Genomic DNA, 20,064 nt, shown 5'->3' with positions numbered 1-20,064 from the left:
GACACAGGTCGATTACGACCTGACCTGTCGCCTGTCGTCCCCACTTCGACGACGACCCGGTGAGGCCTCCGATTGCCGTCTGCGTCCAGTCGGCACAGCACCGGGGACGACCCCGTTCGCCGACTGTCCCAACGGTTCTTGTAGCAAGACGACCCACGTCACGACGATGAGCGAGGACGAACCCGACGTGAACATCAGCGGGGGCGCCGACGGCGGGGGCGCGTTCGCGGCGTTCGACGCGGGCGAGGCCGAAACGCGCGCCGAGGCCGTCGTCGACGAACTGGGCGACCTGTACTGGCGGAAGGCGTACGGCGGCCAGGACGCCTTCGAGTGTCTCGTCCGGACGATCCTCTCACAGAACACGAGCGACGTGGCGAGCCAGCCGGCCCACGACGACCTGATGGCCCGCTACGGGCCCGGCGGGACCGCCCCGAACGCCGGCCCGGACCTCGCGAGGACGCTCGCGAAGGCCCCGCAGGACGACCTCGCCGAGACCATCGCCTCTGCCGGCCTCTACAACCAGAAGTCCGAGACGATGATCCGTCTCGCCGGGCGGGTCGTCGAGGAGTATGGCGGCGCAACGGGGTTCGACGAGTTCGTGACCGGGAGCGACCCCGCCGAGGTGCGGGCGGAACTGCTCGACATGACGGGCGTCGGCCCGAAGACTGCCGACTGCGTCCTCCTGTTCGCGGGGGGTCGCGGCGGGGTGTTCCCGGTCGACACGCACGTCCACCGCATCGCTCGCAGGATGGGCCTCGCACCCCCGGACGCGGACCACGAGACCGTACGGGAACGGATCGAAGCGGCCGTGCCCCCGGAGAAGTGCGGCTTCGGGCACACGGCGATGATCCAGTTCGGGCGCGAGTACTGCACGGCACGGAAGCCGGCCTGCCTGGACGGACCGGAGGCGTGCCCGCTGTACGACCTGTGTGACCGCGTCGGCGTCGACGAACTCGCCGGCGAGACGGTGGACCCCGCCGAGGCCGCGTCGGGGTCCTGAGCGGGCGGAGCGAACGGAGCGAGGCCGTTCGCGAGACGCGCCCGGCGGAGGTGGCGTCGGCGTTGGGAGACGACGCCGTTCGGGGACGGCGAGCGCGCCGCCTCAGATCAGCGCCTCGATGGCACGCTCCACCGTGGCGGGGTCGTACGTCCAGAACCCGTAGTACTTCCCGTCCTCGTGCTCCTCGGCGACCAGGGAGAACGTCCGCTCGTCGTCGCCGGCGCCGTCGAACACGAGGAACCAGTACCGCCCGATCTCCTCGGCCGGTTCCGTGTGGAACGTCACGGGCCATCGGTCGCGGTCGACGCCTCTCGCGTCCTCGGGCGCGACGTAGACGTGGACGTCGAGGTCGGTCTCCGCGACGAGCCACCGGTACACCTCCTCCTGTGCGCGGAACGCTGACGCGGACTGGAACCCCACGCGGAGCGTCCCGTGGCCGACCCGGTAGGCCCGGTCCTCGAACTCCCGGGCGGTCGCGAGCAACTGGCGCCGGTTCAGCGACGCGAACACGGCGTCGTCGAGGAGGTCGAACAGCGCCCGGTAGGCGGGTGACAGCGAATCGAGGTCCCAGGGGCGGCGGATCGGCGGCGAGAGGAACGTCTCGAGGGTCTCGCTTCCGATCGCGCCGCGGAACCCGGCGTCGCGGACGACGACGAACTCCGCGGGCGCGTCCGCCGGGAGCGGACGGCGCTCGACGGTCGCGTTGCGCGTCTCGAACCGGTCGGCGACCGCCGCGGCGCTGGCGCCGTACGCGATCACCGATAGCCGCCTCCGTTCGGCGTCCTCGAGCAGCGACCCGAGCGTCACGGTCCCACCTCCACGGCGACCGGGCGCGGCCGAACTCCGGTCCGCGGGTCGGACAGGGCGGTCCAGCCGGATCGGCTCCCCTCGGTCGGTCCGGGTCGGGGCGGACGCGGCGTCGGTCCCGTACGAGCCGAACGGGCGGACGCTCCGGGTCGGGGCGAGCGCCCGGTCATTCCAGTTCGACCCCGAGCCTGATCATCCTGCGCGCCGACGCCCCCGCGTCGACGAGCGTCACGTCGCCGTCGTCGCCGACGGTGACGAGCCCGCACTCCTCCAGCGTCGGGAGTTCGACGTGGACGAGTCGCGTCCGGATCCGGTCGCGTTCGTCCAGGCCGACCGGCTCGTCCCGCGTCGCCGCCCGCCAGCCGGCGAGGGCGTCGGAGAGCTCCTCGACCGACGACTCCCGCCACTCGAGGAGTACGAAGAGGACCCGTCGCCTCGGCGAACTGGCGAGCGCCCTGAACAGGTCATCCCGTGAGGGGGCGGCGCTCGCACCGTCGCTGTCGGCGGGGTCGTCCTCGCCCGGTCCGGTTCGGCAGTCCTCGTCTCGTCCCATCGAGGCGTCCTCGCTGATCGGCGATACGAGCCACGGCGACGTTAGTAGCGGGACGGTACTCGGGGGTGGAGTTCGAAAGGTCGAACGAACCGCCCGGTAGGGGTTCCGTCCGGACGGGATCCGGGAGGCGGTCGTCGACGGCGTCCGGCCCGTCGGGGCCGGCCGACCGGCCCGACGGCGTGCCGGGACGAGTCCCTTTTCCCCGCCGGCCACGAACCGACGTCGTGAGCGTAATCGGGGATTTCACGGTGCCAGCGTCCGAGTTCGTGCTCGCCGACGCGCTGGCGTCAGTGCCGGAGATGACGGTCAGGGGCGACCAGATGGCGACCCACAGCACGATGGGGGTGTTCCCGTTCCTGTGGGCGTCGGGCGGCGACTTCGAGGCGTTCGGTCGGGCGCTACGGGCCGACCCGACCGTCGAGGACGTGACCGTCGTCGAGGAGACCGGCGACGCGGTTCTCTACAAGTTCGGGTGGAGCGAGTCGTTCACCGAACTGATCGACGACGTCGCCAACCACCACGCGGCGGTCGTCGACGCCAGGGGACGCGACGGCCGGTGGCGGCTCAAACTCAGGTTCGTCGAGGACCACCAGGTGTCGACGTTCCGGACGCACTTCGCGGAGACGGGCCACTCGTTCGAGGTACTCCGCATCTACCACCCGACTGAGGCGCGCCAGCGCGAGTTCGACCTCACGGCCGAACAGTACGAGACGCTCCTGGCCGCGCTCGAGGATGGCTACTTCGAGGTGCCGCGCGGGACGAGCGTCGAGGAACTCGGCGACCGGCTCGGCGTCTCCGCGAACGCCGCCTCCCAGCGGCTTCGCCGCGGCTGCCAGTCGCTCCTCGAGAACACGGTCACCATCGAAGGGGCCGACCGCGGGCGCGACGCCGGCGACGAGGGCGACGCCGTCCCTGGGACCGACGCCGGGTCGACAGAGCCCCCCGTTTAAAGACCATTACTGGTGAGCCACTTCGCTGTTCCCCCTTCCGCCGATACGGGAACGTGTGAGTAGCAATCCGGACCACGTCGTCTCCCGCACCGACCCGACCGACTCGATCACGGTCGACGCGCTGTTCGCGGTTCTCCGCGACCGGCGTCGACGCGAGGCGCTCTCGTTGCTCGTCGAGCACGACTCGATCGCGCTCGCGGACCTCGCGGACGAACTCGCGGTCGCGGAGTTCGACGCTCGCCTCCCGGAGATCCCGCCGGCGGCGGTGAAACGCATCTACGTCTCGCTGTACCACGACCACGTCCCCCGGATGGCGGACGCCGGCCTCGTCGCGTACAGCCAGGAGCGGGACGTCGTCGCGCTCGTGAGCGAGGCCGAACGGCTCGTCGCGCGGCTGCTCGAGTTCGACGAGCCGACGGACGGACGGTCGACCTACGCGACGGAGCACTCGGCCTCGGACACGCCGTCGACGGGCGGGTCGGACGACTCGTAGGCGAAGCCCCCGTCCGTCGCGGCGCTCAGCAACGGGAGCTCGAACCGGTAGTCGAACGCCAGCCCGAAGCGCGAGAACGGGTCCGAGAGGAACTCGCCCGCGTCGCCGACGCCCGCGAAGACGACGCCCGTCCGGAGCGTGACGATCCGATGGTCGCCGGTCGTTCCCACGAGCGAGACGCCGAACGCCCCCTCGCCCGGCAGGTTCGTGAACAGCGAGGCGTACAGCGAGGCGTCGATCGCCGGTCCCTCGCTCCCGATCCGGAGGTCCTCGCCCGAGCCGAAGCAGTCGGCGGGGTCGGCGGCGGCCGGCGCGACCGGGACCGCGATGGCCGCGACGAGCAGGAGGGCGGCGAGGGCGAGCGCGCGTGCGTTGCACCGCATCGTTTCTCGAGGCGGCTGAAACGGACATAACTCCTCGGATGGCGTCCGCGCAGCGGAACCCGACAACGCTTTCGGGGCGGTTCGCCGTCGTTGAACCGTCCGAATGAACCGATTCACGGCCTACAACGGGGAACTGCGGGGATTCGTGGAGTCGCTCCTCCGATACGACACGACGGAGGGCGGGGAGCGGGACGCCCAGGAGTGGGTGCTCGACCGCCTCGACTCGTACGGGTTCGAGACCTACGAGTGGACGGCCGACGCCGAGCGGCTCGCGACCCACCCGGAGTTCCCGGACGACCCGGGGGAGATTCCGGCTGCGGACCGACCGAGCGTCGCCGGCGTGGCCGAGTTCGGTGACCCCGAGGCCGGCCCGACGGTCGTCCTGAACGGCCACGTGGACGTGGTCCCCGCCGACGGGACGCTGTGGGAGACCGACCCGTTCGAGCCGGTCTGGGGCGAAGCCGACGACGGGGCCGAGACGCTCACCGCGCGCGGCGCCGCCGACATGAAGGTCGGGACCGCGACGTGCGTCTTCGCCGGGCGGGCGCTCGCCGACGCGGCCGACGACCGCGACCTGAACGGCCGGGTCGTCGTCGAGAGCGTCGCCGGCGAGGAGGAGGGCGGCATCGGCGCCGCCGCGGCCGCGCTCGACTCGCCGTACCCCTTCGAACGCGACGCGGCGATCGTCGCCGAACCGACCGACCTCGTCCCCGTCACCGCGACGGAGGGGAGCGTCATGAAGCGGCTCCACGTCGACGGCCGGTCGGCCCACGCCGCGCGGCGCTGGAACGGCGAGTCGGTGCTACCCCACTTCGAGCGGATCCGCCGGGCGTTCGAGGACCTGGAGGCCGAGCGGGCCGAGCGGGTCGCGCACCCGCTGTACGAGCGGTTCGCGAACCCGTGGCCGGTCAACGTCGGCACCGTCCGCGCGGGCTCGTGGGCGTCGTCGGTGCCGGCGTCGCTCGACGCCGAGGTCCGCATCGGCGTCGCGCCGGGGGAGACGATCGAGGAGGCGGAGGCGGAGTTCGCCGCCCGGCTCCGCGAGGTGGTCGAGGACAGCGAGTGGCTCTCGGCGCACCCGCCGACGTTCGAGCGGTTCTCCGTCCAGTTCTCGGCGGCGGAGACGGACCCCGACGCGGCGGTCGTGACGGCGCTCCGGGACGCGATGACGGCCGCCGGACTCGCGGAGACGGCGCCGGTCGGGGAGACGTACGGCGCCGACTCGCGCCACTTCGTCCGCGCGGGGATCCCCGCCGTCGTCTTCGGCCCCGGGAACGTCGACGAGGCGCACTTCCCGAACGAGTCGATCCGCTGGGACGACGTCCTCGCCGCGGGCGAGATCATCACCGACGCCGCGCGTCGACTCCTCTCTTGACCACCCCTCGCGCTCGCCCCTCCAGGTGACGGTCACCTCCGCCCCCGGCCGTCGCGTCCGCTTTCGTCCGGCGTTCAGGAGGCGAAATCCGGCGCCGGCGAGTCGGAGCGACTAAAACATCGCAGAACATTCATTTTTACCGACACCTGATCGAGGAACCGATTGACGTGACCGGGTCGAATTCCGGTAACCGACGTACTGTCAGCTAGAAACATCCGACACTCTTATTTACGAAAGCTCGAGTTGGTATCCCATGGTATACGCTGACGGACGAGACTGCGGGACGGGTAGCCCCGGCGAGGGGTTCGATGCGTGAGTTCGACGACGGACGGCCGACGGTGAACCGTCGGCGGTTCGTGCAGGGAGCGACCGCGGCCGGAATCACCGCCGCGGCCGGCTGTCTCGGCGGCGGCGGCAGCGGCAGCGATCGGGCTCCCATGGACGTCGAGGAGTGGCCGCCCGAGGATCTCGAGTCGAACCTGAACATGTGGAACTGGTACGACAGCTGGGCCGACTGGGCGATCGACGCCTTCGGGGACGAGTTCGACGTGCAGGTGAGCAACACCGGGTTCTCGTCGCCGGACCAGTGGTACTCCCAGCTCGAGGCGGACAACAGCGAGATCGACAACGTCGCCGCCACCACGAACTGGGTCGAGCGCTCCATCGAGAACGACTACCTGCACGAGCTTCCGGTCGACGTCATGCCCAACTGGGAGAACATCAGCGACCGCATCAAGGAGGCAAGCTCCTTCCAGCAGGACGGCAGCGTCTACGCCGTCCCTGAGGCGCTCGTGCTGTACCCGCTCACCTACAACGACGAGTACTTCGACGAGGCGCCCGGTTCGTGGGGCGTCCTCTGGGACGACGAACACGAGGGCGACCTCTGCATGTGGGACAACGCGACCGTCTCCTGCCAGATCGCCGCGATGTACACGGGACAGGACCCGATCCAGCCCGACGACTTCGACGAGATCCAGGAGGTGCTCGTCCAGCAGAAACCGCTCCTCCAGACGTACTGGGGCGACTACCAGCAGGGAATGAGCCTCTTCGTCAACGAGGACGTCGTGGCGGGGCCGCTCACGATGGGCCGCACCTACTCGGCACGGTTCCAGGAGGGCGCGCCCGTCCACTACACGGCGCCGGACGAGGGCGCGATGTACACGAGCGACCTCTTCGTCATCCCGAAGGGGTCGCCGAACCCCATGGCGAGCCTCCAGTTCACCAACTGGGCCAGCGAGACGGAGAACGCGGCGAAGCTGTTCGAGACGATGGGCTATCAGCCCGCCGTCGACATCAGCGACGAGCTCTCCGAGGAGGACGCCGAGTTCACGAACTGGCCGGACGACTGGAACCTGGTCTTCTCCGAGACGCTCTCGGACGAGGTCCGGTCCCGGTACGACGAGATCTGGACGGCAGTGAAGGCCGCCTAGGATGTCCCTGCTGAGCGTCCGCGGGCTCACCAAGGAGTTCGGCGACCTCACGGCCGTCGACGACGTGGACTTCGACGTCGAGGACGGGGAGTTCGTCTCCATCCTCGGCCCGAGCGGCTCGGGGAAGTCGACGGTCCTCCGGATGGTCGCCGGGTTCGAGGAGCCGACTGCGGGGGAGATCACCCTCGACGGCGAGAGCGTGGTCGGGTCGCCCCCGTTCGAGCGGGACGTGAACATGGTGTTCCAGGACCTCGCGCTGTTCCCGCACCTCACCGTCGCCGAGAACATCGGCTACGGGCTCAAACAGAAGGGCGTCCCGGCCGCCGAGCGCCGCGAGCGGACCGAGCGCATGCTGGGGATGGTCCGGCTCGGGGGGTACGGCGACCGCACTCCCGCGGAGCTCTCGGGCGGCGAGCAGCAGCGCGTCGCGCTCGCGCGGGCGCTGGTGAACGAGCCGGCGCTCGTGCTGTTCGACGAGCCGCTCTCCTCGCTCGACCGCAAGCTCCGCCAGCACATGCAGGCGGAACTCCAGCGGATCCAGGCGGAGACGGACACGACGTTCCTCTACGTCACGCACGACCAGGAGGTCGCGCTCGCCGTCTCGGACCGCCTCGTCGTGCTCGACGACGGCGAGATCCAGCAGGTCGGAACGGTCGAGGAGCTGTACGAGGCCCCGGAGAGCAAGTTCGTCGCGGACTTCATCGGCGACGTCAACGCCGTCGAGGGGCGCGTCACCGCGGTCGAGCGCGACCGCGCGGTCGTCGACGCCGGCGACGGGTCGGTCGCGATTCCGCGCGAGGCCGCCGACGGCGTCGACGCGGGCGACGCGGTCGACGTCTGCGTGCGCCCGTACCAGGTCCGCCTCGCGGACGACGCGGCGGCGGCCGGCGACGGGAGCTTCTCGACCGCCGGCGTGGTGCGGAGCCGGAGCTATCAGGGGAGCGACTCGCTGTACGAGGTCGAGACGGACGCGTGGGGTCGCCTGTCCGCCGAGGTCCGGGGGACCTCGTTCGATGTCGGCGACTCGGTCGCCGTCGCGTGGGACGCCGCCGACGTCCACCTCTACCGGCGCGAGCCGACCACGGACGAGGGGGCGGAGGGGGCCTGATGGCGGGGCGCTCGGACGCCACGGGCGAGTCGGCGGCGACGGGCCGGGTCGACGCGCTAGTCGAGTCCGCCGGCGGCCGCCTCGACGACCTCGCGGCGTACTTCCGGGAGCGCCCGCGGCTGCGGACGCTCGCGGTCGCCGGCCCGCCGTACGCGACGCTCGTGCTGTTCTTCGCCGTCCCGCTGCTGGCGATGCTCGTCGTCTCGTTCCAGACGGGTTCGATCGGCGGCCCGTGGACGCTGTCGAACTACGCGGAGTTCCTCGGGTCGGAGATCTACCTCACGGTGGTGTGGCGGACGCTGCTCGTCAGCCTACAGGTGACCGCCATCGTGTCGATCGTCGGCTACGCGCTGGCGTACAGCATCGTCCGCTTCTCCCGGCGGACGACGCTCCTGCTCCTGCTCGTCATCCTGCCGTTCTGGACCAGTTACATCATCCGGATGTATGCCTGGATCAACATCCTCCAGAGCGACGGGGTGCTCGACTCGACGCTGAACGCGGTCGGACTCCCCGCGCTGGGCCTCCTGTACAGCGGACCGGCCGTGCTGATCGGCTTCACCTACGTCTGGTTGCCGCTCGCCGTGCTGCCGTTCTACGCGTCGCTGACCAACATGGACCCGGACCTCATCGAGGCCTCGAAGGACCTCGGCGCGGGGCCGGTGCGGACGTTCGCGTCCGTGACCCTGCCGACGACGATCAACGGCGTCGTCACCGGAGTCGTGCTCGTGTTCATCCCGACGTTCGGCTCGTTCATCACGCCGCGGCTGCTCGGCGGGACGAACAACATCATGATCGGCATGGTAATCGAGAACCAGTTCAAGAGCGCGTTCAACTGGCCGTTCGGCGCCGCCATCGGGATGGTCATCTCGGTCGTCGTCGTGGCGCTGCTCGTCCTCGGCACGCGGCTCGGGGGCGGACTCTTCGACACCGGGGGTGGGGAGGCGTGAGCGTGACCGGTCGGCTCGGGGGCGCCGTCGAGCGGGCCGTCCAGACCCACGCCGCCCGCATGGCCGCGGCCGTCGTCGTCCTGGTGATGGCGTTCCTCTGGGTGCCGATCGCCGTGCTCGTCTTCATGTCGTTCGCCGCGGGCGGCGTGCTGTCGTTCCCGCCGGACGAACTCACCCTGCGGTGGTACCGCGTGTTCCTCTCGAACGACGCCGCCATCGACGCCATCGTGACGACGCTCACCATCTCGATCCCCGCGACGGCGATCAGCGTCGTCCTCTCGACGATGATCGCCTACGCGGTCGACCGGTACGTCTTCCGGGGGCGCGACTGGCTGCAACTGCTCGCGACCCTGCCGATCATCGTCCCGCTCGTGGTGACGGGGGTCGCGATGGTGCTGTTCTTCAACGGCACCCTCGGTCTGCCCGACTACGTGTCGGTGGTGATCGCGCACGTGATCCGCACCATCCCGTTCGCGACGCTGGTGATCCTCCCGACGTTCCTCACGTTCGACCGGGGGCTCGAGGAGGCCTCGAAGGACCTGGGCGCGGACGAACTCCGGACGTTCCGGCAGGTCACCCTGCCGAACGTCTTCCCGGGCGTCGTCGCCGGCGGCCTGCTCGCCTTTACCCTGTCGTTCAACGAGTTCGTCTACACCTACTTCGTGAAGGGGTCGGGCGACCCGACGCTGCCGGTGTACATCTGGAACCAGATCCGGTACGACGTCACGCCGGAGGTGAACGTCATCAGCGTCGTCTTCCTGCTCGTGGCGGTGTCGATGGTGCTCGTCGCCGTCTGGCTCACGAGGGTCGACCTGCTCGCCAAGCGCTGACGCGGGCCGCTCACGATTCCTCGAATCCCCTCTCAAAAACCGTCACGTCGGGTGGGAACCCGAACCGCGTTGGTCCTATTTAAATCGGAACGTCTCCAGGTTCTTCGGCGCGAACGTCCGCATGTTGTAGTCGTGATACAGCGACGAGGAGAGGTCCTGCACCGAGCGCTCGTCGCCGTGGACGCACAGCACCTTCTCCGGGCGGGGGTTCATCGTCTTCACGAAGTTCTCGAGCCCCTGCCGGTCGGCGTGCCCGGAGAAGCCGTCGACGGTCTCGACGTCCATCTTCAGGGTGAGCGTGCTCGTCCTGCCCGACCCGCCGCGCTCCCGGATGGGGATCTCCTCCCAGCCGTTCTGGATGCGGCGTCCGAGCGTCCCCTGGGCCTGGTAGCCGACGAACGTGAGCGTGGACTCCTCCTCGCTCCCGAGGTGGCGCAGCCAGGACATGATGGGCCCGCCAGTGACCATCCCGGAGGTCGTGAGGACGATGCAGGGGCCGCCGTCGGCGACCTCCTGGCGCTCCTCCTCGCCGCCGTCGATGTGGTTGAACTGGTCCGCGAGGAACGGGTTCTCGTCCTCGTGGAAGATGCGGTCGCGCAGTTCGTCGCGCATGTACTCGGGGTAGGTCGTGTGGATGGCGGTCGCCTCCCAGATCATCCCGTCAAGGTGGACCGGCATCTCGGGAATCTTCCCCGAGCGCATCGCCTCCTCGATGACGAGCATCATCTCCTGTGACCGCCCGACGGCGAACGCCGGGATGAGCACCTTCCCGTCCCGCTCGTACGTCTCGTTGATGACCTCGATGAGCCGCTCCTCGGAGTCCTCCTGGTCGGTCTGGTAGTCGTTACGCCCGCCGTAGGTCGACTCGAGCACGAGCGTCTCGACGCGCGGGAAGTCGTTGACGGCGCCGTTGAACAGCCGCGTGTCCTCGTAGTGGATGTCGCCCGAGAAGCAGACGTTGTAGAGGCCGTCCCCGATGTGGAAGTGCGACACCGCCGAGCCCAGGATGTGGCCCGCGTTGTGGAACGTGAGCTTCACGTCCGGGGCGATGTCGGTGACGTCGCCGTACTCGAGCGGGATGGTATGCTTGATGGCCTCGCGCACCTGCTCGGACTCGTACGGCGGGGTGCGTCCCTCCTTGTTCGCGACGTCGAGGTAGTCGAGCGTGAGCAGACCCATCAGGTCGCGGGTCGGCTCGGTCGTGTAGATGGGGCCGTCGTAGCCGTACTTGAAGAGCAGCGGGAGCAGCGCCGAGTGGTCGAGGTGGGCGTGGGTGAGCACGACCGCGTCGAGGTTCTGTGCGCCCGCGCCGAGCGCCTCCGGCACCTGGAGGTACGGGACCTCGCCCTCCGCGCCCGGCTTGTCGCCGCAGTCGACGAGGATGCGCGTCTCGGCGGTGTTGAGGATGAACGACGCGCGCCCGACCTCGCGACAGCAGCCGAGCGTCGTGATGCGGACCCACTGCTCGTCGGCCATCTCCTCGCGGTGGATCTGCCGGCCGACGCGTTCGAGGACGTCGCGGCGCTCGTCGCGCTCCTGTTTCAGGAAGTTGCGGACGTTCGAGACCGTCGATGACTCGATCGGCGGCGTGCGGACGACCTCGGGGGTCCAGCCGACCTCCTGGGTGATCTCCCGGAGCGTCGAGCCGTGGCGGCCGATGACGAGGCCGGGCTTCTCGGCCTCGATGACGACCTCGCCGGTGTCCTGGTGGAAGTCCAGGTCGGTGACGCCCGCATCCTCGGGGATGACCGCGAGCACGCGGTCCTCCGCCTCCCGCGGGTCCGAGAGCACGTCCGGGTGCGGGCGGATGGTGATGCGCTTGCGGAGCTTCGAGGCCAGCCTGCGGACGAGGTCGCCGTCGCCCGCGAACGCCTTCGGGTGGCGCGTGTAGATGACGAGTTCCGGCCCCTCGTACTTGACGTCGGTGACGGAGATGTCGTCGGGGATTTCGGCTTCGATCTGTGCTTTCGTCTCTTCGAGTTGGGTGTCGACTTGACTCATGACTGCAGGGACGTCGAACGCGGGGCGCCGCTCCGAACCGGGGCGGTGCCGCCAGTCTGACTGGACGTGAAAGATCGCATGATACGGGACTCTCTGTCGAGGTTCGGCCCCACGGTGGGGTGGCGAAAACCCGCTTACTACGACGTATCCGGTCCGGGTTATAAAAGCCTTCGCAAAGCGCAAGGCGGGGGCGACCCACCCACACGTCATGCGACTCACGCCCGCCCGCGTCCGCGCGGAGCGCGACCGCCTGCGCGACGGGGCCGACGGGATCGTCCCCCTCATCGACGACACGCGCGACGCGCTCGGCGACCTGTTCGGAACCGACGTCGGAACCGTCTCGGTCGAGCGGTACCGCGCGGAGGTGGACGCCGTGTTCGCGGACGGTGACCGCGCGGTGAACGTCGCCGCCCTCTGCGGCCTCCTCCGCGAACTCGACGTGGAGGGCGACTACCCGGGGTTCGTCGTCGACGAACTGCTCGGCCGCCAGCTCGCGGCGACGATCGCGGGCGAACAGCCCCTCGCGCTGCTCGCGGAGGCGACGTTCCACTTCGCGGACGTCCACACGCACGGGGAGGACGGCGAGACGGCGGGCGCGGACGACCTCGACGCGGCGCTCGCCGCGGGGTTCCAGACCAGGCTACCGGGCTGGGAGTGGCGGGAGGGGGAGAGTCCGTTCGCGGTGGAACCGACGCGGGAGTGAGTCGGGGACTGCGCGGTGAAACGGAGCCGGTGGCGGTGGCACGTGACGGCGAGCCCCGGAGGGGCGAGCGGACGCGCGCGAGGGACGAGCACCGCAGGCCGGAGTTCTCGTGAGCGAAGCGAACGAGAGCACGCGAGTCGAACGAAGTGAGTCTCGCGAAGGCCGAGGAGCGCAGGAGGCTGGGGAGGGCGAGGCTGCGGTGCGGTGGGTGGGACTGAAAGGGGCCGCGGCGGTCGGCGCAGGCGCGGACCGTCAAGCACCGCAGGAACGAGGCCGAAGGCCGAGTGACGAGGAGCGTGGTTCGAGACGCCTTCGACGTCTCGTCATCACGAAAATCTTCGATTATCGAACGACAGCGGCCCCACCGGGCCGAGCGCCGCGGGGGCTTTCGAGGGAGGCGTCCCGAACAGGTGAATGGATCCGGTCCCTCTGCCACGAAAGAGCGACATCGTTTACCCACACCCCTCCGACACCGGATCTAGGCGAATGCGCGACGCGACGCTGTGTCACCTGGTCACCGACGACGAAACCCTCCTGATACACAAGAAGCGGGGCGTCGGCAGCGACCGGTACGTCGGTCCGGGCGGGAAGGTCGAACCGGGCGAGACGCCAAGCGAGTGCGTCGTCCGCGAGGTGGAAGAGGAGGTCGGCGTCCGCGTCCACGACCCCGAGAAGGTCGGCGAGTTCGAGTACTACTCCGAGGACTGGGACGCGCTCGTCCACGTGTACCGCGCGACCGAGTACGAGGGAACGCCGAGCGAGAGCGACGAGGCGATCCCCGAGTGGTTCCCGGTCGGGGACCTCCCGTTCGGGGAGATGTGGGCGACTGATCGCGACTGGCTGCCGACGGTTCTGGACGGGGGGACGTTCCGCGGCCGGTTCGTCTACCACGAGGGGGACCCGCGGGTGGTGGAGCTCGAGACGGGCGTGCGGGTCGACTAGCCCCCGTTCCCGCCTCGGTCCCGTTTCCGCCGCGACGTCCGCCATCTGTGTCACCGCGTCACGCTCCTCCGGTACGTTCTTGGCGGACGCCCCCCGACTGGGCGGTATGACGCGACGCCCGGGACAGTCACGTGACGCCGTCCGACGCGTCGGCCCCATCCCGCGCCCGCCGGGTGGCGCCTAGCCCACCCACCGCCCCCACTTCTCCCCGGCGACCGAAACGCACCGAGTTTAAGAGCGCAGTCCGAAACCAACGAGTATGAGCGACACCGACGACGCCGAGCAGGAACTCGGCGTCACGAAATCGAAGGAGTACGAGACCGGCGAGTGGTACGCCGAGGTCGTCCGGAAGGCCGGCCTGGCGAACTACGCGCCCGAGGGGATGTCGGGGTTCATCGTCACCCGACCGCGCGCCTACGAACTGTGGGAGCGCATGCAGGGGTTCCTCGACGCGAAGTTCAAGGAGACGGGCGTGCGGAACGCCTACTTCCCCATGTTCATCCCTGAGTCGTACCTCGAGCGCGAGAAGGACATCGTCGAGGGGTTCGACCCCGAGGTGGCGTGGGTGACCCACGCCGGCCACGACGAACTCGAGGAACGGCTCGCGGTGCGACCCACCTCCGAGTCCATCATCACGCCCTACATCGCCCGGTGGGTCCGGAGCCACCGCGACCTCCCCCTGCGGGTGAACCAGTGGTGTTCGGTCGTCCGCTGGGAGGCGACCGAGACGAAGCCGTTCTTCCGCACGAAGGAGTTCCTCTGGCAGGAGGGCCACACCGCCCACGCCACCCACGAGGACGCGTGGGAGGAGACGATGCTCAGGCTCGACCAGTACGAGTCGACCTACGAGGACTTCCTCGCGGTGCCGGTCCTGCGCGGGCGAAAGCCCGACCACGACAAGTTCCCTGGCGCGGACACGACCACCACCGTGGAGGCGCTGATGCCCGACGGGAAGTCCGTGCAGGGGGGGACCTCCCACCACCTCGGCACGAGCTTCGCGGAGGCGTTCGGCATCACCTACAGCGACGAGGCCGAGGAGGAGACCCTCGCGCACACGACCTCCTGGGGGCTCTCCTGGCGCGCGCTCGGGGCGCTCATCATGACCCACTCGGACGACCAGGGGCTCGTCCTCCCGCCCACGGTCGCGCCCGAGCAGGTCGTCGTGGTCCCCATCTGGCAGGAGGACACCAGGGACGAGGTCCTGGAGTACGCCGAGGGCGTCGCGGAGGAGCTCCGGGAGGCGGGCGTCCGCGTGGAACTGGACGACCGCGACACGCGCAACCCCGGCTTCAAGTTCAACGAACACGAGCTCCACGGCGTCCCCGTCAGGTTCGAGATCGGCCCCCACGAGGTCGAGGACCGCGAGGTGACCGTCGTCCACCGCCCCGACGGCGAGCAGTCGACGGTCGCCCGCGAGGGGATCGCCGACGCCGCACAGGTCCACCTCGACGAGGTGTTCGCCAAGCTGTACGCCGCCGCGGAGGAGAACCTCGAGGGCGGGGTTCGGGACGCCGACGACCGCGCGGGCATCCTCGGCACCATCGGCCAGCACGGCGGCTACGTCCGGGCGCCCTGGTGCGGCGAGGAGGCCTGCGAGGGCGAGATCAAGGAGCAGATCGCCGCAGAGATCGTCATGGTCCCGTTCGAGGACGAGGACGACCTCGTCGACGCCGACCACGACGAGACCTGCGCGATCTGCGGCGAGGCCGCCGAACGGACGGCGTACTTCGCCAAGTCGTACTGATCACAAATTCCCGTAATAAGTGGACGAACGGGAAACGACGATTCTGATTCGAAAACGGATGGACGGACGAAAAGAAATCCGTTGCTGATCGGGCCGTTTCTTCCGCTTCGCCTCGTCGAGGGTGGATCGGGTACTCGGTTCCGGATACCATTGACCTAATATTCCCTTGTATGGTATTGGTACGCCCTTAGTCCTTCAGGGTCACGGCTTTATGCGGGTCGCTCGGACCGGTACGCATGACCGAGCCGGACGCGTCGGAGCGGTCGGCCGCGGGCCTGGCGGATCCCGCGGACGAGCGCTCGAACTGTGGCGTGGGCGCCGTCGTCGACCTCGACGGCGGGCGTTCACACGCGGTAGTACGGGATGGCATCGAACTGCTCGAGAACCTCGAACATCGGGGGGCGACCGGGGCGGAACCGAACACGGGCGACGGGGCGGGGGTCATGCTCCAGCGGCCGGACGGCTTCTTCGAGGCCGTCGTCGGCGACCTGCCCGACACCTACGCCGTCGGGTCGCTGTTCATGCCCACGGACGGGGACGTTCGAGCGGACCTGAAGGACCGCTTCGAGTCGATCCTCGAGGAGCACGACGTCGAGACGGTCGCCTGGCGCGAGGTCCCCACGGACGCCGAGGGGGCGGACCTCGGCGAGACGGCGCTGGACTCGGAGCCGTCGGTGTGGCAGGCGTTCGTCGCGCCGGCGGACGGGATCTCGAACGAGGAGTTCGACCGCCGGCTCTACGTCGCGCGGCGTGCCGTGGAGAAGGCGGCCGCCGACGTCGACGGCGCCGGGCGCTTCTACGTCTGCTCGCTAGACCGCGAGCGGCTCGTCTACAAGGGGCTGCTGAAGGCGAGCCAGCTGCCGGCGTACTACCCGGACCTCCGCGACGAGCGGCTCGAATCCGGCGTCGCCATCGTCCACGCCCGGTTCTCGACGAACACGCTCGGCGCCTGGCACCTCGCGCACCCGTACCGGAACGTCGTCCACAACGGCGAGTTCAACACCATCCGGGGCAACGTGAACTGGATGCGCGCCCGCGAGGCCGACCTCGCCGGCGGCGGGTTCACCGACGAGGAACTGGAGACGGTGACCCCGGTGGTCTCCGACCCCGACCAGTCCGACACGGCCTCGCTCGACGAGACGCTCGACCTGCTGCTCCATGGCGGGCGCGAGTTGCCGCACGCGCTCCGGATGCTCATCCCGGAGGCGTACCGCGGGGACGACGCGATGGGCGAGCGGCGCCGCGAGTTCTACGACTTCCACACCTCGCTCGTCGAACCGTGGGACGGGCCGGCCTTGGTCATCGGCTTCGACGGCGACCGCGTCGCGGGCGTGCTCGACCGCAACGGCCTGCGCCCCTGCAGGTACGACGTGACGGCCGACGACCGGCTGGTGATGGCCAGCGAGGTCGGCGCGCTCGAACACGACCCGAGCGAGGTGAAGGAGCGCGGACGCCTCCGGCCCGGCGAGGTGTTCGTCGCGGACCGCGAGCGGGGCGAGGTCGTCCCGGACGAGGCGGTGTTCGAGGACCTGACCGACGGGAAGTACGGCGAGTGGGTCGACGCCGAGGCGCGCGGCCTCCCGGACGTCGCGGCCGCGACCGACCCGGAGGTGACCGGCGACCTGCGCGGGCTGCAGGCCGCCTTCGGCTACACGACCGACCAGCTGAACCACCTCATCGAGCCGATGGCCAAGGAGGGGAAGGACCCGGTCGGCTCGATGGGCGACGACACGCCGCTGTCGGTGCTCTCCGAGCACAACCGGCCGCTGTTCACCTACTTCAAACAGCTGTTCGCGCAGGTGTCGAACCCGCCCATCGACTACATCCGGGAGGAGCTCGTCACCTCGCTGGAGGCCCGGCTCGGCCCCCAGCGGAACCTGCTGGGCGAGTCGCCCGAGCACGCGCGGCAGGTGATCTGTGACTCGCCGATCCTCTCCGAGGCTGAGGCGGCGGGGATCCGCGACCTCGACGCCCGGACCGACGGCGACCTCGCCGCGAGGACGCTGGCGACGACGTGGGACCCCGACGGCGACCTGGAACGCGCGGTCGGGACGCTCCGCGAGGAGGCGGTCGCGGCCGTCCGCGACGACGTCGACGTGCTCGTGCTCTCGGACCGGTCGGTCGGCCCGGACGCCGCACCGATCCCCAGCCTGCTCGCGACGGCGGCGGTCCACCACGCGCTCGTCCGTGAGGGCCTGCGCGCACGGTGCGGACTGGTCGTCGAGTCCGGCGACCCGCGCGAGGTCCACCACGTCGCGACCCTCGTCGGCTACGGCGCCGGCGCGGTGTGCCCGTACCTCGCCTACGAGACGGTGCGCGATCTCGTCGCGGGCCCCGACGGCGCCGACGAGGCGGAGGCGCTCGCGACGTTCCGCGCCGCGCTCGAACAGGGGCTGCTCAAGACGATGGCGAAGATGGGAATCTCGACGGTGGAGTCGTACCGCGGCGCCCAGATCTTCGAGGCCGTCGGGCTCGACTCCGGGTTCGTCCGCGAGTACTTCGAGGGGACGGAGATCCGGACGGAGGGGATCGGCATCGAGGAACTCGCGGCCGACGTCCGCGAGCGCCACGCCGTCGGCTTCGGCGCGGACCCCGAACTGGAGACCCACGGCGAGTACGAGAACCGCTCGTCGGGGCTCCACCACGGCTGGAACCCCCACTCGGTGCGGGACCTCCACGCCGCGGTCCGCGGGAACGACCGCGAGTCCTGGGACTCGTTCGCCGAGCAGGTGAACGACGCCGAGGAACCCGCCGAACTCCGGAACCTCCTCGCGTTCGACTCGGACCGGGACCCGGTCCCGCTGGAGGAGGTCGAACCCGTGGGCGAGATCGCGACGCGCTTCTCGACGGCCGCGATGAGCCTCGGGAGCCTCTCGCCGGAGGCCCACGAGAACAACTCGATCGCCATGCGGCGGCTCGGCGGCAAGTCGAACACCGGCGAGGGCGGGGAGCCGCCCGAGCGCTTCGGCACCGAGCGGGAGTGCGACGTGAAGCAGGTCGCCTCCGGCCGGTTCGGCGTCACCGCGGAGTACCTCGCGAGCGCCGACGAGCTCCAGATCAAGATGGCGCAGGGCTCCAAGCCCGGCGAGGGCGGGCACCTCCCCGGCGCGAAGGTGAACGAGTACATCGCCCACGTGCGCTGTTCGACCCCGGGCGTCGGGCTCATCTCGCCGCCGCCCCAGCACGACATCTACTCCATCGAGGACCTGAAGCAGCTCATCCACGACCTGAAGTCCGCGAACCCGGAGGCCGACATCAACGTGAAGCTCGTCTCGGAGGCGGGCATCGGCACCATCGCGGCGGGCGTCGCGAAGGCCGAGGCCGACGTAGTACACGTGTCCGGTCACTCCGGCGGCACGGGCGCGTCGCCGAAGACGAGCATCAAGAACGCGGGCCTCCCGTGGGAACTCGGCCTCGCGGAGACGAACCAGATGCTCCGCGCGACGGGGCTGCGCGACCGGGTTCGCGTCTGTGCGGACGGCGGGATGAAGACCGGCCGCGACGTCGCGGTCGCCGCGCTGCTGGGCGCCGAGGAGTTCTCCTTCGGCACCGCGTCGCTGGTCTCGTCGGGCTGTGTGATGGCCCGACAGTGCCACCAGAACACCTGCCCGGTCGGCGTCGCGACCCAGCGTGAGGACCTCCGCGAGCGCTTCCCCGGCGAACCCGAGCACGTCGTGAACTACATGACGTTCATCGCGCAGGAGCTGCGCGAACTCATGGCGGAACTCGGCTTCCGCACCGTCGAGGAGATGGTCGGCCGCCCCGAGTTCCTGGCCCAGCGCGACGACCTCGAGGGGAAGCCGGCCCGACTCGACCTCTCGACCGTGCTCGCCGAGCCCGCGCCGGGCGACCGGACGAAGGTGCGCGAGCAGGATCACCGCGACGTCGCCGAGGGCGTCGACTGGGACCTCCTCGAGGAGGCGGCCGACGCCCTCGCGACCGGCGAACCGGTCTCGCTCTCGCACACCCTCGCCAACACGGACCGCGCGGTCGGCGCGACGCTGTCGAACCGCATCGCGAACGAGCACGGCGGCGACGGGCTCCCGCGCGACACCGTCAGGCTGGACTTCGACGGGACGGCGGGCCAGTCGTTCGGCGCGTTCCTCGCGCCCGGGGTCAGCGCCCGCCTCACGGGCGCCGCGAACGACTACGTCGGCAAGGGGCTCTCGGGCGGGACGGTCGCCGTCGAGACGCCCGCCGACGCCGCGTTCGACCCGACCGGGAACGTCGTCGTCGGCAACGTCGCGCTCTACGGCGCGACGAGCGGCGAGGCGTACGTCAACGGCGTCGCGGGCGAGCGCTTCGCGGTCCGCAACTCGGGAGCGAAGGCGGTCGTCGAGGGCGTCGGCGACCACGGCTGCGAGTACATGACCGGCGGCGTCGTCGCCGTGCTCGGCGACACGGGCCGGAACTTCGGCGCCGGCATGTCCGGCGGCGTCGCGTACGTGTACGACCCGGACGACGAGTTCGGGGCGAAGGTGAACCGCGGGATGGTGTCGCTCTCCCGGGAGCTGACCGACGCGGACGGGGCGATGCTCCGCCGGCTGGTCGAGAACCACCTCGCCCGCACCGGGAGCGACCGGGCGGCCGAACTGCTGGAGAACTGGTCGGAGGCCGTGAGCGAGTTCGTCCGCGTGCTGCCCGACGCCTACGCCGAGGTCATCGCGGAGGGTCGCGGCGAGGACGTCCGCGAGGACCTCCCCGAGGCGGCCGGCGGCGAGGGGACGGTCTCCGGCTTCGAGCGCGGCGCGGTGAGCGGCGACGACTGAGGCGCCCGGCTCCCCGGCTGTACGCGTAG

Annotated in this window: 16 protein-coding genes; 12 read left to right on the top strand and 4 right to left on the bottom strand. The window is 70.2% G+C overall.

Translation table 11 applies throughout. The annotated features are described in order from the left end of the window. Positions 1 to 166 precede the first annotated feature (166 nt). Positions 167 to 1,000 (top strand): endonuclease III domain-containing protein, encoded by an 834-nt coding sequence (locus HUG12_RS17280; RefSeq protein ID WP_179269975.1) that lies wholly within the window; start codon positions 167 to 169, stop codon positions 998 to 1,000. A 102-nt stretch (positions 1,001 to 1,102) separates the two neighbouring features. Here the strand turns inward: HUG12_RS17280 and HUG12_RS17275 are convergent, their stop codons facing one another. Both HUG12_RS17275 and HUG12_RS17270 read right to left on the bottom strand, forming a co-directional pair. Further along, complete coding sequence (locus HUG12_RS17275) at positions 1,103 to 1,807, bottom strand: DICT sensory domain-containing protein (RefSeq protein ID WP_179269974.1); 705 nt, start codon at positions 1,805 to 1,807, stop codon at positions 1,103 to 1,105. A gap of 166 nt (positions 1,808 to 1,973) precedes the next feature. Beyond that, on the bottom strand, positions 1,974 to 2,360 hold the full coding sequence (locus HUG12_RS17270; protein ID WP_179269973.1) for a DUF7344 domain-containing protein: 387 nt from the start codon (positions 2,358 to 2,360) through the stop codon (positions 1,974 to 1,976). 224 nt (positions 2,361 to 2,584) lie between these two features. Between HUG12_RS17270 and HUG12_RS17265 the strand changes: the two genes are divergently transcribed. Both HUG12_RS17265 and HUG12_RS17260 read left to right on the top strand, forming a co-directional pair. Continuing rightward, complete coding sequence (locus HUG12_RS17265; protein WP_179269972.1) at positions 2,585 to 3,310, top strand: helix-turn-helix domain-containing protein; 726 nt, start codon at positions 2,585 to 2,587, stop codon at positions 3,308 to 3,310. Positions 3,311 to 3,365: 55 nt separating this feature from the next. After that, the gene (locus tag HUG12_RS17260; RefSeq protein ID WP_179269971.1) at positions 3,366 to 3,803 is read left to right on the top strand and encodes a DUF7344 domain-containing protein; all 438 of its coding nucleotides are present in this window, start codon (positions 3,366 to 3,368) and stop codon (positions 3,801 to 3,803) included. Here the strand turns inward: HUG12_RS17260 and HUG12_RS17255 are convergent. Beyond that, a complete protein-coding gene (locus HUG12_RS17255) occupies positions 3,743 to 4,186 on the bottom strand; it encodes a DUF7332 family protein (RefSeq protein WP_179269970.1) in 444 nt (147 codons plus the stop codon). The genes HUG12_RS17260 and HUG12_RS17255 overlap by 61 nt on opposite strands. A 103-nt stretch (positions 4,187 to 4,289) precedes the next feature. On the opposite strand from HUG12_RS17255, the gene HUG12_RS17250 reads away from it, so the two are divergent. From HUG12_RS17250 to HUG12_RS17230, 5 genes are all read left to right on the top strand, one after another. Then, complete coding sequence (locus tag HUG12_RS17250) at positions 4,290 to 5,561, top strand: M20/M25/M40 family metallo-hydrolase (RefSeq protein ID WP_179269969.1); 1,272 nt, start codon at positions 4,290 to 4,292, stop codon at positions 5,559 to 5,561. Between the two features lie 308 nt (positions 5,562 to 5,869). Next, on the top strand, positions 5,870 to 6,991 hold the full coding sequence (locus HUG12_RS17245) for an ABC transporter substrate-binding protein (protein WP_179269968.1): 1,122 nt from the start codon (positions 5,870 to 5,872) through the stop codon (positions 6,989 to 6,991). A 1-nt stretch (position 6,992) separates the two neighbouring features. After that, positions 6,993 to 8,099 carry an ABC transporter ATP-binding protein gene (locus tag HUG12_RS17240; protein ID WP_179269967.1) on the top strand — a complete coding sequence of 369 codons (1,107 nt, stop codon included), beginning with the start codon at positions 6,993 to 6,995 and terminating at the stop codon, positions 8,097 to 8,099. After that, on the top strand, positions 8,099 to 9,046 hold the full coding sequence (locus HUG12_RS17235; protein WP_179269966.1) for an ABC transporter permease: 948 nt from the start codon (positions 8,099 to 8,101) through the stop codon (positions 9,044 to 9,046). The genes HUG12_RS17240 and HUG12_RS17235 overlap by 1 nt, the downstream gene beginning before the upstream one ends. Before the next feature lie 2 nt (positions 9,047 to 9,048). Beyond that, positions 9,049 to 9,876 carry an ABC transporter permease gene (locus HUG12_RS17230; protein ID WP_246308076.1) on the top strand — a complete coding sequence of 276 codons (828 nt, stop codon included), beginning with the start codon at positions 9,049 to 9,051 and terminating at the stop codon, positions 9,874 to 9,876. A 75-nt stretch (positions 9,877 to 9,951) separates the two neighbouring features. On the opposite strand, the gene HUG12_RS17225 is transcribed toward HUG12_RS17230, so the two are convergent. Next, positions 9,952 to 11,877 carry a beta-CASP ribonuclease aCPSF1 gene (locus HUG12_RS17225; RefSeq protein ID WP_179269965.1) on the bottom strand — a complete coding sequence of 642 codons (1,926 nt, stop codon included), beginning with the start codon at positions 11,875 to 11,877 and terminating at the stop codon, positions 9,952 to 9,954. 208 nt (positions 11,878 to 12,085) lie between these two features. Between HUG12_RS17225 and HUG12_RS17220 the strand changes: the two genes are divergently transcribed. From HUG12_RS17220 to gltB, 4 genes are all read left to right on the top strand, one after another. Next, positions 12,086 to 12,580: a hypothetical protein gene (locus HUG12_RS17220; RefSeq protein WP_179269964.1), complete on the top strand. Its 495-nt coding sequence runs from the start codon at positions 12,086 to 12,088 to the stop codon at positions 12,578 to 12,580. Between the two features lie 486 nt (positions 12,581 to 13,066). Beyond that, complete coding sequence (locus HUG12_RS17215) at positions 13,067 to 13,522, top strand: 8-oxo-dGTP diphosphatase (protein ID WP_179269963.1); 456 nt, start codon at positions 13,067 to 13,069, stop codon at positions 13,520 to 13,522. Positions 13,523 to 13,781: 259 nt separating this feature from the next. Then, on the top strand, positions 13,782 to 15,266 hold the full coding sequence (gene proS / locus HUG12_RS17210) for a proline--tRNA ligase (protein ID WP_179269962.1): 1,485 nt from the start codon (positions 13,782 to 13,784) through the stop codon (positions 15,264 to 15,266). Between the two features lie 236 nt (positions 15,267 to 15,502). Continuing rightward, positions 15,503 to 20,035 (top strand): glutamate synthase large subunit, encoded by a 4,533-nt coding sequence (gene gltB, locus HUG12_RS17205; RefSeq protein ID WP_179269961.1) that lies wholly within the window; start codon positions 15,503 to 15,505, stop codon positions 20,033 to 20,035. Positions 20,036 to 20,064: the final 29 nt, after the last annotated feature.

The organism is Halorarum salinum (assembly GCF_013402875.1).
Taxonomy (GTDB): domain Archaea; phylum Halobacteriota; class Halobacteria; order Halobacteriales; family Haloferacaceae; genus Halorarum; species Halorarum salinum.
Note: the sequence above shows the minus strand (reverse complement) of the source record. Positions and strands in the feature narration are given on the sequence as shown.

Excerpts from the sequence above, each read along its gene's own strand:
- proS (WP_179269962.1), top strand. The coding sequence starts at position 13,782 with ATGAGCGACACCGACGACGCCGAGCAGGAACTCGGCGTCACGAAATCG.
- HUG12_RS17250 (WP_179269969.1), top strand. The coding sequence starts at position 4,290 with ATGAACCGATTCACGGCCTACAACGGGGAACTGCGGGGATTCGTGGAG.
- gltB (WP_179269961.1), top strand. The coding sequence starts at position 15,503 with ATGACCGAGCCGGACGCGTCGGAGCGGTCGGCCGCGGGCCTGGCGGAT.
- HUG12_RS17280 (WP_179269975.1), top strand. The coding sequence starts at position 167 with ATGAGCGAGGACGAACCCGACGTGAACATCAGCGGGGGCGCCGACGGC.
- HUG12_RS17245 (WP_179269968.1), top strand. The coding sequence starts at position 5,870 with ATGCGTGAGTTCGACGACGGACGGCCGACGGTGAACCGTCGGCGGTTC.
- HUG12_RS17235 (WP_179269966.1), top strand. The coding sequence starts at position 8,099 with ATGGCGGGGCGCTCGGACGCCACGGGCGAGTCGGCGGCGACGGGCCGG.
- HUG12_RS17270 (WP_179269973.1), bottom strand. The coding sequence starts at position 2,360 with ATGGGACGAGACGAGGACTGCCGAACCGGACCGGGCGAGGACGACCCC.
- HUG12_RS17225 (WP_179269965.1), bottom strand. The coding sequence starts at position 11,877 with ATGAGTCAAGTCGACACCCAACTCGAAGAGACGAAAGCACAGATCGAA.
- HUG12_RS17255 (WP_179269970.1), bottom strand. The coding sequence starts at position 4,186 with ATGCGGTGCAACGCACGCGCGCTCGCCCTCGCCGCCCTCCTGCTCGTC.
- HUG12_RS17240 (WP_179269967.1), top strand. The coding sequence starts at position 6,993 with ATGTCCCTGCTGAGCGTCCGCGGGCTCACCAAGGAGTTCGGCGACCTC.
- HUG12_RS17220 (WP_179269964.1), top strand. The coding sequence starts at position 12,086 with ATGCGACTCACGCCCGCCCGCGTCCGCGCGGAGCGCGACCGCCTGCGC.
- HUG12_RS17215 (WP_179269963.1), top strand. The coding sequence starts at position 13,067 with ATGCGCGACGCGACGCTGTGTCACCTGGTCACCGACGACGAAACCCTC.